17 protein-coding genes are annotated in these 16,540 nt (G+C 65.5%); 10 read left to right on the top strand and 7 right to left on the bottom strand.

Features of this window, described 5'->3' with window-relative positions:
* Positions 1-122: 122 nt before the first annotated feature.
* On the bottom strand, positions 123-1,361 hold the full coding sequence (locus J6525_RS30015; RefSeq protein ID WP_057017914.1) for a branched-chain amino acid ABC transporter substrate-binding protein: 1,239 nt from the start codon (positions 1,359-1,361) through the stop codon (positions 123-125).
* Positions 1,362-1,751: 390 nt separating this feature from the next.
* Positions 1,752-2,978: a TetR/AcrR family transcriptional regulator gene (locus J6525_RS30010; protein ID WP_225647361.1), complete on the bottom strand. Its 1,227-nt coding sequence runs from the start codon at positions 2,976-2,978 to the stop codon at positions 1,752-1,754.
* Positions 2,979-3,224: 246 nt separating this feature from the next.
* On the opposite strand from J6525_RS30010, the gene J6525_RS30005 reads away from it, so the two are divergent.
* On the top strand, positions 3,225-4,289 hold the full coding sequence (locus tag J6525_RS30005) for a ketopantoate reductase family protein (RefSeq protein WP_225647359.1): 1,065 nt from the start codon (positions 3,225-3,227) through the stop codon (positions 4,287-4,289).
* Positions 4,290-4,430: 141 nt separating this feature from the next.
* Positions 4,431-4,625: a hypothetical protein gene (locus J6525_RS30000; protein WP_038384315.1), complete on the top strand. Its 195-nt coding sequence runs from the start codon at positions 4,431-4,433 to the stop codon at positions 4,623-4,625.
* Positions 4,626-4,630: 5 nt separating this feature from the next.
* Here the strand turns inward: J6525_RS30000 and rnk are convergent, their stop codons facing one another.
* The 3 genes from rnk to J6525_RS29985 form a co-directional block, all read right to left on the bottom strand.
* Positions 4,631-5,050: a nucleoside diphosphate kinase regulator gene (gene rnk, locus J6525_RS29995; RefSeq protein ID WP_225647358.1), complete on the bottom strand. Its 420-nt coding sequence runs from the start codon at positions 5,048-5,050 to the stop codon at positions 4,631-4,633.
* A 303-nt stretch (positions 5,051-5,353) separates the two neighbouring features.
* Complete coding sequence (locus tag J6525_RS29990) at positions 5,354-5,884, bottom strand: chromate transporter (protein ID WP_225647357.1); 531 nt, start codon at positions 5,882-5,884, stop codon at positions 5,354-5,356.
* Complete coding sequence (locus tag J6525_RS29985; RefSeq protein WP_225647356.1) at positions 5,881-6,447, bottom strand: chromate transporter; 567 nt, start codon at positions 6,445-6,447, stop codon at positions 5,881-5,883. The genes J6525_RS29990 and J6525_RS29985 overlap by 4 nt, the downstream gene beginning before the upstream one ends.
* Positions 6,448-6,561: 114 nt before the next feature.
* On the opposite strand from J6525_RS29985, the gene J6525_RS29980 reads away from it, so the two are divergent.
* Both J6525_RS29980 and J6525_RS29975 read left to right on the top strand, forming a co-directional pair.
* Positions 6,562-7,479 (top strand): LysR family transcriptional regulator, encoded by a 918-nt coding sequence (locus tag J6525_RS29980; RefSeq protein ID WP_225647354.1) that lies wholly within the window; start codon positions 6,562-6,564, stop codon positions 7,477-7,479.
* A gap of 377 nt (positions 7,480-7,856) precedes the next feature.
* Positions 7,857-8,321: a carboxymuconolactone decarboxylase family protein gene (locus J6525_RS29975; protein WP_225647352.1), complete on the top strand. Its 465-nt coding sequence runs from the start codon at positions 7,857-7,859 to the stop codon at positions 8,319-8,321.
* Positions 8,322-8,378: 57 nt separating this feature from the next.
* Here J6525_RS29975 and J6525_RS29970 read toward each other — a convergent pair whose 3' ends face one another.
* Positions 8,379-9,374 carry a GlxA family transcriptional regulator gene (locus J6525_RS29970; protein WP_225647349.1) on the bottom strand — a complete coding sequence of 332 codons (996 nt, stop codon included), beginning with the start codon at positions 9,372-9,374 and terminating at the stop codon, positions 8,379-8,381.
* Positions 9,375-9,438: 64 nt separating this feature from the next.
* Here J6525_RS29970 and J6525_RS29965 point away from each other — a divergent pair, with 64 nt between their 5' ends.
* On the top strand, positions 9,439-10,158 hold the full coding sequence (locus tag J6525_RS29965; protein WP_225647348.1) for a DJ-1/PfpI family protein: 720 nt from the start codon (positions 9,439-9,441) through the stop codon (positions 10,156-10,158).
* Here the strand turns inward: J6525_RS29965 and J6525_RS29960 are convergent.
* Positions 10,155-10,634 carry a hypothetical protein gene (locus tag J6525_RS29960; RefSeq protein WP_225647346.1) on the bottom strand — a complete coding sequence of 160 codons (480 nt, stop codon included), beginning with the start codon at positions 10,632-10,634 and terminating at the stop codon, positions 10,155-10,157. The two genes, J6525_RS29965 and J6525_RS29960, sit on opposite strands and share 4 nt — an antisense overlap.
* Before the next feature lie 235 nt (positions 10,635-10,869).
* Between J6525_RS29960 and J6525_RS29955 the strand changes: the two genes are divergently transcribed.
* The 5 genes from J6525_RS29955 (at position 10,870) to J6525_RS29935 (ending at position 16,539) form a co-directional block, all read left to right on the top strand.
* Positions 10,870-11,934 carry an amidohydrolase family protein gene (locus tag J6525_RS29955; protein WP_225647391.1) on the top strand — a complete coding sequence of 355 codons (1,065 nt, stop codon included), beginning with the start codon at positions 10,870-10,872 and terminating at the stop codon, positions 11,932-11,934.
* A gap of 73 nt (positions 11,935-12,007) precedes the next feature.
* A complete protein-coding gene (locus J6525_RS29950) occupies positions 12,008-13,120 on the top strand; it encodes an amidohydrolase family protein (RefSeq protein WP_225647345.1) in 1,113 nt (370 codons plus the stop codon).
* A 7-nt stretch (positions 13,121-13,127) separates the two neighbouring features.
* Positions 13,128-13,541, top strand: coding sequence for a Rieske (2Fe-2S) protein (locus J6525_RS29945; RefSeq protein ID WP_028341302.1), 414 nt, complete (start codon positions 13,128-13,130; stop codon positions 13,539-13,541).
* Between the two features lie 247 nt (positions 13,542-13,788).
* Positions 13,789-14,403: a glutathione S-transferase family protein gene (locus J6525_RS29940; RefSeq protein ID WP_225647344.1), complete on the top strand. Its 615-nt coding sequence runs from the start codon at positions 13,789-13,791 to the stop codon at positions 14,401-14,403.
* A 60-nt stretch (positions 14,404-14,463) separates the two neighbouring features.
* Positions 14,464-16,539 (top strand): 2Fe-2S iron-sulfur cluster-binding protein, encoded by a 2,076-nt coding sequence (locus tag J6525_RS29935; RefSeq protein ID WP_225647343.1) that lies wholly within the window; start codon positions 14,464-14,466, stop codon positions 16,537-16,539.
* Position 16,540: the final 1 nt, after the last annotated feature.

Genomic DNA, 16,540 nt, shown 5'->3' with positions numbered 1-16,540 from the left:
AGACCTGTCGAAGGAAAGGAGCTTACCTGTCATTCCGGGCGATGCGAAGCATCGAACCCGGAAAGACGAAATTCCGGGTTCGCTCGCTGGCGCGAGCGCCCCGGAATGACCGAAGTGGCCGATCAGGGCCGCTTCATGTTGCAGGTGGTCGGAAGCATCGTCTGCGCGGTGTCGATCTTGGACACGATGCGCCAGCCCCAGCCGGTGTTTTCCTCGTCGAACGGCTCCTTGGTCTTGTCGGCCAGCGCGCCGAACGAGGAGATGTAGATCGGCTGGAAGAACTGGTGGTCGTCCTTGCGGATGAAGCCCTCGCCGCCGTCGAACACTTCGAACTTCATGCCTTCGAGCGCGGCCGCGACCTTCACCGGATCGATCGAATTGGCCTTCTCGGCGGCCGCCTTGAACATCCGCATCTCGTTGACCGCGCGCGGATACCAGACGGAAATGCCGGTCTTGGCGCGGAAGTCCTTCTCGAAATCCATCGCCGCCTTGTTGCCGGAGTTCGGGACGCCTTCGCTGATCTGGAACACCTGGCCCTCGAGGCCGGCCTGCTTGACCGCGGTCGGTCCGCCGGCGCCGCCGGCATAATAGGTGTACCAGTTGACCTTGAGGCCGGCGTCAGCCGCCGCCTTCAGCAGCAGCGCGAAGTCCTGGCCCCAGTTGCCAGTCACGACGGTGTCGGCGCCGGACGCCTTGATCTTGGCGATGTAGGGCGAGAAGTCGGTGACCTTGAGCATCGGGTGCAGTTCGTCGCCGACGACCTGGATATCCGGCCGCTTTTCGCCCAGCATCTTGCGCGCCGTGGTGCGCACCGACTGGCCGAACGAATAGTCCATGTTGATCAGATAGACCTTCTTGATGGACGGCTGGCCCTTCATGTAGTTGGTCAGCGCTTCCATCTTGATGTCCGAGTTCGCATCCCAGCGGAAATGCCAGTAGCTGCACTTCTCGTTGGTCATCGCCGGATCGACCGCGGCGTAGTTGAAGTAGAGCACTTCCTTGCCGGGGTTGCGCGAATTGTGCTTGGTGACGAAGTCCTCCAGCGCCGCACCGACCGACGAGCCGTTGCCCTGGGTGATGTAGTGGACGCCGGCGTCGACCGCCTTCTGCGCCTGCACCAGGCTTTCCTGCGGATTGGTCTTGTTGTCGAGCGGGACGATCTCGACCTTGTGGCCGAGGATGCCGCCCTTGGCGTTCAACTCGTCGGCGAGATACTGAAACGTTTTCAGGCCGCCTTCGCCGACGCTGGCGCCGCCGCCGGAGAGCGGATCGATATAGCCGATCTTGATGGATTCCTGCGCGGACGCCGCGCCTCCCAACACCGTCAGCGCTGCCGCGGCGGCAACGATCAGCCTATGCATCCTGCGTTCTCCCTTGCTCGTGTTTCTTGATCTTTAGCGATCGAGGCCGTCTCATAACCCCAATCGCCGAGCCTTCGCAACTTTCGCTTTGAATACTGCGTCAAGTTTTAGCAGAAGGTATTATGATCTTATAGGCCATATGTCGCCGGAATCGGGCGCAGTTTTGAATTACAGGTAAACTTTTGGATGGGGCTCACGCTTATTCTCGGTTCCGAACCGGCGTCGTCCGTAGCCTGCCTCCAGACCTCTCCTTGAAAAGGGTAGGTCGCTTCGCTCGTCAAGAGCGTAGCGAGTGGGGATCGGCTCTCTCCGCTTGCAGCATAGCCTGCCGCTGCCCCCCATCCCGACCTTTTGAGGAAGGAGAAAGCCGGGATCGCTACCGTGGCGGATCTAGCCTGGATGTCGGCGCGGCTTGAGGCCCGCGAGGAATAGCCGCGCGAAATGATCGGCGATCTCGGCTGGAGACCAGTCGCGCCTGGTCTTGAACCAGATCGGATACCAGTGGCCCATTCCGGTGAGAATGCGCTCCGCGAAATAGGTATCGATGCGGCGGAAACGGCCCTCGTCGACCCAGCGCTGATAGCTGTTCTGGTCTTGCCGGATCGTCGCCAGCACGTCTCCGACATAGGCTTTCCGGTCTGCGTCGTTGAGATAGTTGATGTTGTGGTAGGTCGCCTTCGGGCCGCAGGGCGTGTCGTGCAGCATCAACAGCAGGCGGATGCGCTGCACGATGTGATCGAATGCTCCAAGGCTGTGCTCTTGCAGATGCTCGCGAACGCTGACCTCGCCGGCGAGCCCGCGTCGCAGGCAAGCCAGCAGCAGGCTCTCCTTTTCACTGAAGTGATAGTAGATGCCGGCGCGGGTCATGCCCGCATCCACGGCAATGCTCTCGAGCGACGTGCCCGAGGCGCCCCTTCGGTTGAAACTGTCGGAAGCAATCGACAGCATCCTGTCGAACTTGGCGGCCCGCTTGTTCAACGCTGTGCGAGCCTCGAGAAAAGGGGCGAGGCTGAGCGGCTCGGGCATTTTGGGAAGCGCGATCTCGCGTCGGTAGACGCCATGCGTGATGATGTCGTCGATGGCATCGATCGCCTGTTGCCGCGTGTAGTAGTCGCGTTCGGACAGCCAGAACGGAACCCAGTCCAGGATGGAGATCAGCGCCACCGCCGTGAGCAGCGGCTCGTCGCAGGCGATCGAGCCGTCCGCCACGCCCCGATCCAGAATGTCCGCCAGCAGCGCGGCGTTCTGCCAGCGCTTGGCATGGACCTCGCTGCTGTAGGGCGCGGCCAGCGCATCGATATCGCTGAACAGGATCATGCGCTGGCCTTCGGGCCTCAGCCTGCCGCGCACGAAGCGCCTGACGATCTCGAGCCCATCGATGCCGGGCTCGGCGGCTGCCTCGATTTCGTGGCGATAGATCGCAAGGCCGCGCAGATAGCAGTGGAAGATGAGATCTTCCTTGTCGCGGAAATAGTGGTACAGCGCGCCCGGCACGGCCTGCACCGATGCTGCGACCTGCTCCATCGTCACGTTGGCATAGGAGTGGCGGGCAAACAGCCGGGAAGCTGAGACGAGGATTTCTTCAGCCCGATCCGTCGGGTCGGCGGCGACTTGCAAGCTCGAATGCCCTTCCTGATCGCGGAACGAAAGTCCGCACGCGAGATAATCCCCTTGGCAGCCGCTTGTCGATCTGCGATAGACGGTGGCATACCATACACCAGCTGGCCTTGATTGTCTGGTGATGTGGCGACCGCCGGCCCGTGGGTGCGGGACGGCCAATATCGACCGGGCATCGGTTCGGCGGCAGCTTCGGACAGGATTTTGGAGAGCAAGCCTTTCGTGAGGAGGGCCATTGGAGAGAGCATGGCGCGCAACATTCTGATTTTGGGAGCTTCCTACGGCTCCCTGCTGGGGACCAAGCTGCTGATGGCGGGTCACAACGTGTCCCTGGTGTGCCGGAAGAACACCGCCGCCCTGATCAACCGCGAAGGCACCGAGGTGCGGATCAAGCTGCGCGACGAGAAGGAGCACCGCTCGATCTTCTCGCGCGATCTGCCGGGCAAGCTCGACGCCGTCACGCCTGCCGATGTCGACGTCTCGCGCTACGACATGGTCGGCCTTGCGATGCAGGAGCCGCAATACACCAACCACACGGTTCGCGTGCTGATGATCAAGATCGCGGCGGCGAAGCTGCCCTGCCTGTCGATCATGAACATGCCGCCGTTGCCGTATCTGAAGCGGATCCCCGCACTCGCCGGCATGGACCTCGAGGAGGCCTACACCAACGCGCAGGTGTGGGAGCGCTTCGAGCCGGGCCTCGTCACGCTGTGCTCGCCCGATCCGCAGGCCTTCCGTCCGCCGGAGGAGAAGGCCAATGTGCTGCATGTCGGCCTGCCGACCAACTTCAAGGCCTCCGCCTTCGCAGACGACAAGCACAACAAGGTGCTGCGCGAGCTCGAAGCCGACATCGACGCGGTGACGCTCGACGGCCAGGACGTTCCGGTGAAGCTGAAGGTGTTCGATTCGCTGTTCGTGCCGCTGGCGAAGTGGTCGATGCTGCTGACCGGCAACTATCGCTGCATCACGCCGACGGAGCCGCAATCGATCCGCGACGCCGTGCACGGCGACCTGACGCGCTCGCAGGCGATCTACGACCACGTCGACGGCATCGCGCGCAAGCTCGGCGCCGACCCCGCGGACCAGGTGCCGTTCGCGAAATACGCCAAGGCCGCCGAAAGCCTGCTCAAGCCATCATCGGCGGCCCGAGCGGTCGCCGCCGGCGCGCCCTTCATCGAGCGCGTCGACCTGCTGGTCAAGCTGATCTCGCATCAGCTCGGCACGCCGAGCGCCGAGATCGACCGTACGGTCGAGACCGTCGATCAGAAGCTGAACGAGAAGATCGTGCAGGGCGGCTCCGGCGCGGAGTAACCGAATGCGTTGACGGCGGGGGCAGGAACGCCCTCGCCATGCATCGGCGATCTGCAATGCACGCAATCGCGGTTGCCGGACGCATGGCTCGACCTGTCCAGATGGAGTAGACTCGCCCAGCTGCGGTTGGGAGCAACGGACATGCCGAGCAAATCGCTTCCTCTCCTTGCAATCTACGGCGACCTCGATCGCGCACGCGACATCATGCGCGCCTGGCAGCCGCTCGATCATCTCTCTCCTGAAGATGCGGAGATCGTCGTGAAGGCGATCGCCGAGGGCATCGCGCGCGGGCGCCGGCACGGGCTCGAGATGGGGCAGTGCCATCAGGCGGCGTAAAGCCGCTAACCCTGATGCGTCACGGCCAAAACCGTGACCGAACGCGTCTGCTGGCTCGGCGTCTGAAAATCGATCGTCTGGCCGACCGACAATCCGATCAGCGCGGCGCCGACCGGCGTCAGCACCGAGATGCGTCGCAGCGCGATGTCGGCTTCGTGTGGGTAGACGAGCACGACCTCCCTGACGTCGCCGGTCTCGTCGTCGCGGTAGCGGACAAGCGAGCCCATGCGGACCACGTCATGCAAATCGGCGTCGTCGGCGACGAGCTGGGCGCGGTCCGTCTCGCGTGCGAGGAACTGGGCGACGCGGGGAAACACCGCCATGCTGGAATCGGCCAGCGCGCTGAGGCGATGCGCCTCGCTCGTGGTGATCACGATCGGCGGCAATGCCGGGGCGGTAAAGCTGCTCTGAATGGTTCGGGTCATGTCGGTTGATCTTTGCGGTTGATCGGAGGCGCACGAGCGCCGGCGCGCGGATATCTCGCGACGCGACGGACTGAAATGATCTTGATGACGTCGAGGAATCCGGACGGCGCGCGATCGCCGGCCGGCTAATTGCCTGCGTGCAGACGTCCGGCGCGCAATTCGCGGCGCGCAATGCGGGTGTCGATGCGGAGCGTGTCGATCATGGCATCATCAACATAGCCGCTGGCGACGTCGCATCCATTGCGGCGAAAGCGCGCACATCGCCGCGTGGAACGATGCGCCATCGCCGCAACAGGCCGAGCGTCAGGGTTGTCCGATGCCGGACAGGCCGAGCACCGCGCCGGCGGCGAGCGCGACAAGCGGATGGATGCGCGTCGTGGTGGTGGCGATCGCGACGCCAGCCGCGATCAGGATGGTGCCCCAGCTCGAGGCCGATGCGTGGGTGATGACGATGGCGCTGGCAGTGACGAGCCCGGCGGTGACCGGAACCAGCCCCGCCTGCACGGTGCGGCGCCAGGGCCGGTCCTTGAAGCGTTCCCAGAGCTGCAGCGCGAAGCCTGTCACCAGCGACGACGGCCCGAACTTGGCGAGCGATGTCACCAGCACGCCGGAGAAGCCCGCGACATGCCAGCCGACCAGCGGCACCACCATCATGTTCGGCCCGGGTGCTGCCTGCGCCAGCGCGAACAGCGCGCCGAATTCCTGCGCCGTCATCCAGTGATGGACGTCGACCACCTGACGCTGCATCTCCGGCAGGATGGTGTTGCCGCCGCCGAAGGCGAGCAGCGAGAGCTCGGCGAAGATCAGCGCGAGCGTGACGAGGGTTGCGCTCATGATGCCTGCCTCGACCTGAGGACAATGCTGAGCGGCGCGAGCATCAACAGGGTCGGCAGCAGCGGCAATCTGAACACGGCAATAGCGAGCACGCACAGCGCGCCGATGAAGAGGCCGAGCACATCGCGCCGCAGCGGCCAGGCGATCTTGATCGCCGTGGAAATCAGGAGCCCGGCCGCCGCGGCGGCGAGACCGCCGAACAGATGACGGACGACCGGGTCGTCGGCGAAGCGGCCATAGATCACACCAAGGCCGATCACGACCGCGGTCGGCACCGCGATCAGGCCGAGGATCGCCGCGAACGCGCCGGGAATGCCGCGAAACTTCAGCCCGACCGCGACCGACATGTTGATGATGTTGCCGCCGGGCAGGAACTGGCACAGCCCGAGCAGGTCGGTGAACTCCGCGCCGGTGAGCCAGCCGCGCTTCTCCACCATCATGTGGCGCGCCAGCGGCAGCACGCCGCCAAAGCCGGTTAATCCGAGGATGAAGAAGCCCGTGAACAACTCGCCGACGTCAGGTGCGACATGCTTGGTGGTTTGCGCGGCGGGGATGGCGTCCATCGGCGGGGCGGCTCCGGTTCGATTTGTTGTTGAGCCGACTCTAGTTGGCCGCGTGCCAAATATCCAATATATGCATATGCGAATTTGCATATCTGTTGCATATGGATTGCCCTGATGATCGAACTGCGCCATCTCCGCTATGCCGTCGCGGTCGCCGAGGAAGGCCATATCACTCGCGCCGCCGCGCGGCTCGGCATTCAGCAGCCGCCGCTGAGCCAGCAGATCCGCGCCCTGGAAGCCGCGATCGGCGCGCCGCTGTTTCGCCGGCAGCCGCGCGGGGTCGAGCTGACCGCGGCCGGCCGTGCCTTCGTCGGCAAGGCGCGCGCGATCCTGCGCGACGCCGACCTCGCGGTGGAGGCCGCGCGCCGCGCGAGCCGCGGCCAGGAGGGGCAGCTTGCAATCGGCTTCACCTCTTCGGCCGCCTTCCATCCTTTCGTCACCGGCGTGATGCGCGAAATGCGCGAGCGCGCGCCGGCGATCACGCTGTCGCTCGAGGAGGCCTCGACCGGCGAGCTGATCGCAGCCGTCGAGGCCGATCGGCTCGATGCCGCATTCGTGCGTGCGCCAGGCGAGCGGCTGGAGAACCTCACGATCACGCATCTGCTCGACGAGGAGATGGTGGTCGCATTGCCGGACCATCATCCGCGCGCCCGCAAGGACACCCGCCGGCGGATTTCGCTGGCCTCGCTCGCCGACGAGCCGCTGATCCTCTACCGCCGTCCGACCGGGCCCGGCCTCTATGACAGCATCATCGCCGCCTGTCGCGCCGCGGGCTTTAGCCCGAAGGTGGCGCAGGAGGCGACGCGGATGGTGTCGACGCTCAGCCTGGTCGCGGCCGGGCTCGGCATTTCGATCGTGCCGGAATCGATGGCGCGGCTCGAGACCGCCGGCGTGTCCTATCTTCGCCTCGACCGCGCCACCGGCCTCGTCGCGCCGCTGGCGCTGGCGCGCAAGAAGGGCCCCGCCGCCGGCACGCTCGGCCGCCTGCTTGGGATCGTGACGCGACGGGTGAAGGACCGTGCCGGGGTCTAAGCGGGACTTGCAACCGTCATTGCGAGGAGCGACAGCGACGAAGCAATCCATCCATCCGTTGCGCGGAAACATGGATTGCTTCGCTTCGCTCGCAATGACAGTGGACGGAGCTGAAGCTCAGCGAGCCCCGCACCGCCGCCTGGATGGCGCGGAACGTGGGGAGTTTGGCGAACGCGCGCGTCAGGGCGGGTCTAGATAGCTTCCATCGAATCCGGTTGCCTGCGCGCGGATCGCAACAGCTCAGCTGCGTCCGGAGGCCTCGGGTTCAATCAACACCGCGAAAGGCATTTCCGATGGCGCGTTTTCCTGTTCATACACTCGAGTCTGCCCCTGAAGCCTCAAGGCCTACTTTGCGCGAGGTCGAGGCGCGGTTTGGCATGATCCCGAACCTTGCGGCGGCGATGGCGACGTCGCCCGTGCTGATCCAGAGCTTCATCGGCATCTTCGACAAGGTTCACGGCGGCAGCTTCACCGAGCAGCAGATCCAGACCGTGCTGCTCACCGACGCGGTGACCAATGGCTGCGCCTGGGCGGTCGCGCTGCATTCCGCGCTCGGCTTGCAGGCTGGGCTCGATCCGGCCGATGTCGACGCGATGCGTGCCGGCCGCTCGCCTGCCGACAAGACGCTCGGCGCGCTCTCGACGCTGGCGCGGTCGCTGATCGAAAAGCGTGGGCGGCTCGACGACGAGGAGATCGAACGATTCCTGGCCGCCGGGTTCTACAAGGACCTCGTGCTTGAGGTGATCACCATCGTGGCGGCGTCGACCATCACCAACTACACCGGCAGCGTCACCAATCCGCCGCTGGAGGCGGCGTTGCAGGAATATGCCTGGAACGGCTGAGACGGTCTCGCCTGAGCGTCAATCATTGCACGTCGACCGCGCGGCCGGCCGTGCACGTCAGAGCGCAAACCTGGCGCGATAGTCCCGCGGCGTGGTCGACAGCAGGCGCAGGAAGCTGCGCCGCATCGTCTCCTCGGACCCGAAGCCGCAGCGCTGCGAGATGCGCTTGATCGGCAGGCGCGTTTCCGAGAGCAGATGCCGCGCGCCCTCGACCCGGAGCCGCTCGATCGCGCGTGCCGGCGTCAAGCCGGTCGCTTCCGCGTAATGGCGGCTGAAGCTGCGCTCGCTCATGCCGGCCTGTTTCGCCAGCGTCGACAGCGAGAGATCGCCGGCGAGATGGTTGCTGATCCAGTCGTGCAGCGCGCTGAACCTGTCGTCGGTTGCTTGCAGCGACAGGATTTCGCTGAATTGCGCCTGTCCGCCCGGCCGTTTGAAAAACACGACGAGATAGCGGGCGACGGCAAGCGCCGCCGTGCGGCCGAGATCCTCCTCCACCAGCGCCAGCGCCAGATCGATGCCGGAGGTGACGCCGGCCGACGTCCAGAACGAACCGTCGCGCACGAAGATCGGATCGGGCTCGACGCGGACATCGGGAAAGCGCTCGGCAAGCTCTGCGCAAAATCCCCAATGGGTCGCGGCACGCCGGCCGTCGAGCACGCCCGATGTGGCGAGCAGGAACGCGCCGGTGCAGACCGATGCGGTGCGGCGCGCCTGCCCGGCGCGTTCGCGCACCCAGTCCACCAGGACGGCATCGGCCGCCGCAGCGTTGACGCCGTCGCCGCCCGGAATCACCAGCGTGTCGACCGCGGTGTCGATGGCGGGCAGTGGATGCACCGCGAGCCCGACGCCTGCGGATGACTCGACGCTCGGGCCATCCTTTGCAACGACGCGGACTTCATATGGCTCCGCGTTGCCAGCCTTGGCCGCCAGCGCATTGGCGGTCGCGAACACCTGCAATGGCCCGGTGACGTCGAGCAGCTGCACGGCCGGGTAGGCCAGCACTTCGATCGAGCGGCGGCGGTTTGGCGAAAAACGTGGGCTGGTTGGCGTCATCGCCGAAACCTGCCGCGCTAGATTCGCTTTGTCCATAGCGCAAGGAAAGTTCGAGGGAAGTTCGATGATTGCTCATGATGTTCATCTGCGGATCGGTTCGCTGCTGTTCGAAGGCGTCGATCAAATCGATTTGACCGGGCCGTTCGAGGTGCTGTCGCGGATTCCGAATTCGACCTACCGCATCTACGGCAAGACCGCCGAGCCCGTCCGCGACATCAAGGGATTGCGGCTGACACCGGATGCGACGTTGGCCGATGCGCCGCCGCTCGACGTGCTGCATGTGCCGGGCGGCTTCGGTCAGCAAGCCCTGATGGAGGACACGGAGGTGCTCGGCTGGATCAACCGGCAGGCGGCGGGGGCGTGCCGCATCTTCTCGGTCTGCACCGGCGCGCTGATCTGCGGAGCGGCCGGCCTGCTGAAGGGGCGCAGGGCGACGACGCATTGGGCGTCGTTTCATCTGCTGCCGTTGTTCGGCGCTACGCCCGTGAACCAGCGCGTGGTGGTGGACGGAAGCTTTGTCTTTGCCGCCGGAGTCACGGCAGGCATCGATGGCGCATTGCGGCTCGCGGCTGAATTGCGCGGCGACGATGCCGCGCGCGCGATCCAGCTCTACATGGTGTATGCGCCGGAGCCGCCGTTCGACAGCGGCACGCCGGAGACCGCGCCACCCGAGATCCTGCAGCAGTCGCGCCAGGCCGTGCGCGCGATCACAGAGCAGCGGGAAGAGACCGCGCGCCGTGTCGCGGCGAGGCTGGGCGTCACCGTGCAGGGAGAGTGGCGCTAATTTCCCGGCTCGAAGCTGCAGTCGGCGCCGCCGCCGGCCTTGTCCTTGATCACCTTGGGATCGAGTGTGCAGGACAGTTTCGACAGCGCCTCGTAGATCGTCCCGGCGGCTCCGTCGGGCGGCACGCCGGCCAGCGCCACGGTCGCGTAGATCGCGTTGGCTTCGCTACCCTTCACTGTGTGGGTGTTGCCGCCGAAGGTCAGCGCGCAGGAACGCGAGGTGATGTCGACATTGCTGGCGCGGCAGACCACCTTGTCGGCGGTGACGACGATCCTCCTGGCATAGGAGACATCGCTGTCGCCGCCGAAGAACGCCACGACCGCCTTCTTCTCTTTGGCCGGCAACGGCGAATAAGGCGCCACCACGCCGGCGAGCGCCAGCGCGACCGAACCCGAGGTGGTCGCAGGCGCGGTCCATGCGGCGGACGAGGCCAGCGACAATGAACATGCGAGGATCGTCAGTCGGCCCAGTCCCATTCCCATCTCCTGTATCCGCGCTTTCCGCGGCGCGGAATCGCTAGCACGTCTTGCGGACTGAACAGGTGACGCCATTCACACGCGATCCCGCAACTTCGCGTGAGGGCGGTGCGCGCACAGGGCAGGGCGGCCCCGCGTGGACCCGCTTGCACGATCGCGCCATCGGCGGCACAGTCCGATCCGTGGCAGCGATGCCGCCAACAACGACGACAAGAAGATCAATCCGGGGAACGCCATGGCGGCCACGCGCATCGACTGCGACATCCATCCCGCGGTGGGGGGAACGCGCACCACGCTGCTGCCCTATCTGAGCGATCACTGGAAGGAACAGGTCGTCAGCCGCGCCATCGACGGGCTCGACCTCAATTCCTACCCGCCGTCGATGCCGCTGTCCGGCCGCGCCGACTGGCGACCGGCGGACGGCAGCAAGCCCGGCAGCGATCTTGCCATGGTGCAGCGCGGCGCATTCGACCAGCTCGGCGCCAGCCACGCCATCTGCAACGTCGTCTATGGCGCGCAGGCGGTATTCGATTCCTACATGGCCGCGGACTTCTGCAGGGCGATCAACGACTGGATCGCGGCCGAGTGGCTTGCCAGGGACAAGCGGCTGCGCGCCTCGATCGTGGTGCCGATCCAGGCGCCTGACCTTGCGGTCGAGGAGATCGAGCGCAGGGCCGGCGACAATCGCTTCGTCTCGGTGCTGGTGCCCTCGCAGGGCGAGACGCTGCTCGGCCGGCGGCATTACTGGCCGATCTATCAGGCCGCGGAGAAATACAAGCTTCCGATCGCGATCCACGCCGGTAGTGCCTACCGGGGCGCGCCGAGCTCGATCGGCTGGCCGTCCTACCGCTACGAATATTATCTCGCCGAGGCGCAGGCGTTCCAGGCGCAGGCGTTGAGCCTGATCTATGAGGGCGTGTTCGGGAAGTATCCCGAATTGACCGTCGTGCTGATGGAGTCGGGCGTCAGCTGGCTGCCGGCGTTCATGTGGCGCGCCAACAAGACCTGGCGCGGCGTGCGCGTCGAGGTGCCGTGGGTGGAGCGCGAGCCGGCCGCGATCATCCGCGACCATTTCCGCGTCACCATGCAGCCGTTCGACGCGCCGCTGGATGCAACAAGCGTCGCCGACATCATCGACCAGATCGGCTCCGACAAGATGTTCCTGTTCGCATCCGACTATCCGCACTGGCAGTTCGACGGCGACGATCCGATCCCGCGATATCTGCCCGACAGCATCGTCAAGCGGATGTGCGAGGACAATCCGATTGAAACGTTCCCGCGTTTGAAGCTGAATTCGTAATTCGCGCGCATGATCCGGAAAAGTGGAAACCGGTTTTCCGACAAGATCATGCGCAAACAAGAAGGAGGATCGCATGAGTGACGTCATCGACCGCCCGATGCTCGACCAGGAGAAGGCCGCGGCGACGCGGCTGAAGATCATCGACTGCGACATCCATCCGAGCCTTCACGCGCACAGCGACCTCAACGAGTTCCTGCCGAAGCGCTGGCAGCAGCATCTGAAGGAATATGGCAGCCACCTGCGCACGCCCTATATCGGCACCACGCCGTATCCGCGCTCCTCGCCGCTGATCGCGCGGCGCGATGCCTGGCCGCCGACCGGCGGCGTGCCCGGCTCCGATCTCGATTTCATGCGCAAGCAGCATCTCGATCCCTTCGACGTCGAGTTCGGCATCCTGCAGGTGCTCGACCTCTTCATCTTCTCGCAGCAGAATCTGGAATTCGGCGCCGCGATCCAGCGCGCCATCAACGACTGGCAACTGGCGTTCTGGGCGCATCGCGATCCGCGCCTGAAGGCCTCGATCCTGGTCGGGCAGGACGGCTCCGACCTCGGCCTCGCCGAGATCGAGCGTTGCGCCAAATCAGGCGAATACATCCAGATCAACGTCTCGCCGCGTGCCAACGAGCCGCTCGGCCGCCGCCGCTACTGGCCGATCTATGAACGCGCGCAGGAGCTCGATCTGCCGCTCGGCATCCATGTCGGCGGCTATGGCGGGCATGCGCCGACCGGCGGCGGCTGGCCGTCCTATTATTGCGAGGAGCATCAGTCGAACGCGCACACGGTGGCCTCGAACCTCACCAGCCTTGTGCTGGAGGGTGTTCCGGAGCGCTTCCCGAAACTGAAGATCGTGTTCATCGAGGGCGGCTTCGGCTGGATCCCCGCGACGATGTGGCGGATGGATCAGCACTTCGAACGCTTCCGCAGCGAGGTGCCGCATCTGAAGCGCCGGCCGAGCGAATATGTGAAGGAGCGTTTCTGGTTCACGACCCAGCCGATCGACGAACCGGATGAAGCCAGGCACCTGCGGCAGCTGATCGAATGGGTTGGCATCGACCGGCTGTTGTTCTCGTCGGACTATCCGCATTGGGACTATGACGACGCGCGCTACGCCTTCAAGACGCCGCTGACGGACGCCGAGCGTCGCAAGATCTTCAATGCCAACGCCCGCGCGGTTTACAAATTCTAGGACACAGATGACCCGTCACATCGTCGCGCGCACCAGTGAGATTCCGGCCGGCGGCAACAAGGTGTTTGGCCTCGAGGGCCGCGACATCGTCGTGTTCCACGTCAATGGCGAGTTCTTCGCGCTGCTCAATCGCTGTCCGCATGAAGGCGCGCCACTGGAGAAGGCGGCCTGCGTCGCGCGCCTGACCTCGCCGGAGCCCGGCATCTATCAGCGCGACCGGGTCGGCGAGATGCTGCGCTGTCCGTGGCACGGCTGGGAATTCGACATGCGCAACGGGCAGTCCTGGTTCGATCCGAAGCGGTTCAGGATTCGCTCCTATCCGGTCGCGGTCGAAAGCGGCGCCGAGTTGCAGAAGGGGCCGTATGTTGCCGAGACGTTCCCGGTGCACATCGAGGACAATTACGTGATCGTCGAGATTTAGCGGACGCGCTGTTGAGCGGCCGTCAGTGCAGCCGCAAACTTCGTCATGCCCGGGCTTGTCCCGGGCATCCACGTCTTCGTTTCGATAGCAGGAAAGACGTGGATGGCCGGGACGAGCCCGGCCATGAAGGATATTGCAGTTTTTGCAATAATGAAGTGCCGTCGACGGCAATTATAATAATCGCTGCAATGGGCCACCTTGAGGTCGCGGTCGGGAATGAACCCGTCCACCACATCAGGAACGGCACATGAAGCTCTATCACTTCGCTCTCTCCGGCCACGCGCATCGCGCGCGCCTGTTTTTGTCCCTGCTGGGAATTCCGCACGAACTGGTCGACGTCGACCTCAAGTCCGCCGCGCAGAAGCGGCCGGAATATCTCGCGCTCAACCCGTTCGGCCAGGTGCCGGTGCTGGATGATGACGGCGTAATCATCCCGGACTCCAACGCGATCCTGGTCTATCTCGCGACCAAGCTCGGCCGGACCGACTGGCTGCCGCAGGATGCAAAGGGCGCTGCCGCGGTCCAGCGCTGGCTGTCGGTTGCTGCCGGCGATCTTGCGTTTGGGCCCGCTGCGGCGCGGCTCATCACCGTGTTCGGCGCGAAGCACAATCCGGACGACGTGATCGCGCGGGCGCATGTCCTACTGAAGCGGCTCGAAGCCCATCTCGCCGGTCGCGACTGGCTGGTCGGGACGGCGCCGACGATCGCTGACGTTGCGCTCTACAGCTATCTGTCGAGCGCGCCCGAAGGCAATGTCGATCTCTCCGCCTATGCGCGCGTCAACGCGTGGCTGCGGCGGATCGAGGCGCTGCCGGGCTTCGTGGCCTTTGCCAAGACTCCCGTCGGTCTGGCGGCTGCGTGACCTGCTGACCGGGCGTGCCGTCGGGCACGCCCGTCCAACCCCGAAGGGGAGGGCGATACGATGAGCGACAGACGAACCAAGAGCAAGCTCGCGACCTGGCATGAAGGCGAAAAGGCGATCCAGCAGCAGGTCGGCGTCGCCGAGAAGATGGAGGCTGTCGGCCGGCGCGCGGTGCGCGACTTCATGCCCGACCAGCACCGCGATTTCTTCGCGCAGATTCCCTTCATCGTCGTCGGCAGCGTCGACCAAAGTGGTGACGCCTGGGCCTCGTTGCTGGCCGGCCGGCCGGGCTTCATCTCCTCGCCGACGCCGCGCAGCCTCGAGATCGATGCGCGGCCTGACGCCAGCGATCCCGTCAGCGAAGGGATGCGCGCGGGCGATGCGATCGGACTGCTCGGAATCGAACTGCACACGCGGCGCCGCAACCGTGCGAACGGGCTGCTGCGCGCAGCATCAGGCAAGGCGCTCAGCTTCGAGCTCGATCAGAGCTTTGGCAATTGCGCGCAGTATATCCAGCTCCGCGATTTCGCCTTCGTGCGCGCGCCGGATGAACCTTTTGCGGGAGAGATCGAAGCGAGCACGACGCTCGATCAGGCCGCGCGCGACATGATCAAGGCGGCCGACACGTTCTTCGTGGCGTCCTATGCCGAGCGTGAGGACCGTCGTCAGGTCGACGTCTCGCATCGCGGCGGCCGGGCGGGCTTCGTCCGCGTCGCCGCCGACGGCACGCTGACGATCCCGGATTTCGCCGGCAATCTGTTCTTCAACACGCTCGGCAACATCCTCGTCAACGGCAAGGCCGGTCTGGTGTTTGTCGATTTCGAGACCGGCGACCTGCTGCAGCTGAGCGGTGACGCCGAGGTGATGCTGGACTCGCCGGAGATCGCGGCGTTTCAGGGCGCCGAGCGGCTCTGGAGTTTCCGGGCCCGCCGTGTGGTGCGCAGGCGCGGCGCGCTGCCGCTGCGCTGGGCGTTCCGGGCCGAAGGCTGGTCGCCGAATTCGCTGATGACCGGCGACTGGGGGCAGACCGCCGAGCGGATCCGCGCGGCCGAGCGCGCGACGCAGTGGCGGCCGTTCAAGGTGACCAGAATCGTCGACGAGAGCCGATCGATCCGCTCGTTTCATTTGCAGCCGGATGACGGCGCGGGGCTGCTTCCGCACCGGGCGGGACAGCATTTGCCGATCCGTCTCTCGTTGCCCGGTATCGACAAGCCAGTCATCCGCACCTACACGCTGTCGGTCGCGCCGTCGGACGGCATGTACCGGATCAGCGTGAAGCGCGACGGTGTCGTATCGCAGCATCTCCACGACACCATCCATGTCGGCGACATCATCGAAGCGCGCGCTCCGGCTGGTGGCTTCACGATCGATGCGCGCGAGAAGCGGCCCGCGGTGCTGCTCGCCGGCGGTGTCGGCATCACGCCGCTGCTCGCGATGCTGCGCCACGTGGTCTATGAGGGGCTGCGCACCCGCGGCATCCGGCCGACGACCCTGATCCAGGCCGCGCATGCGAAACAGGACCGCGCGTTCGGCGATGAATTGCAGCAGCTGGTGGATGCCGCCGGCGGCGCGGTGCGGATCATCCGCGTCCTCGGCGATGTCGCCGGCGCCGAGCAGGGCACAGACTACGACGCGGCGGGACGGATCGACATGGCGCTGTTGTCGCGCGTCCTGCCGTTCAACGACTATGACTTCTATCTGTGCGGACCGCCGCGGTTCACCCAATCGCTCTATGACGCCCTGCGCGGCTACAACATTGCCGACGGCAGGATTCACGCCGAAGCATTCGGTCCTTCATCGCTGGTTCGGAAGCCCGACCTCGTCACCGCAGCGCCGCTGCGGCGACCGCCGGCGACAACGCCGGTCCCGGTCGCCTTTACCACTTCGTTGAAGGAGGCGCGCTGGACGCCGGAGGCGGGGACGCTGCTCGAACTGGCGGAAGCGCGTGGCCTTAGCCCCGCCTTCAGCTGCCGGGAGGGCAATTGCGGAACCTGCCGAACGCGATTGCTGGCAGGCGCCGTGACCTATGTGAAGCAGCCCACCGCAGAGGTGGGCGACGACGAGGTGCTGATCTGCCGCGCCGTGCCGGCGAAGCCGGAGGCCAACGGCGAGGACCGGATCCAGCTCGCGCTGTGAC

This window comes from Bradyrhizobium australafricanum, from assembly GCF_020329495.1.
GTDB lineage: Bacteria > Pseudomonadota > Alphaproteobacteria > Rhizobiales > Xanthobacteraceae > Bradyrhizobium > Bradyrhizobium australafricanum.
Note: the sequence above shows the minus strand (reverse complement) of the source record. Positions and strands in the feature narration are given on the sequence as shown.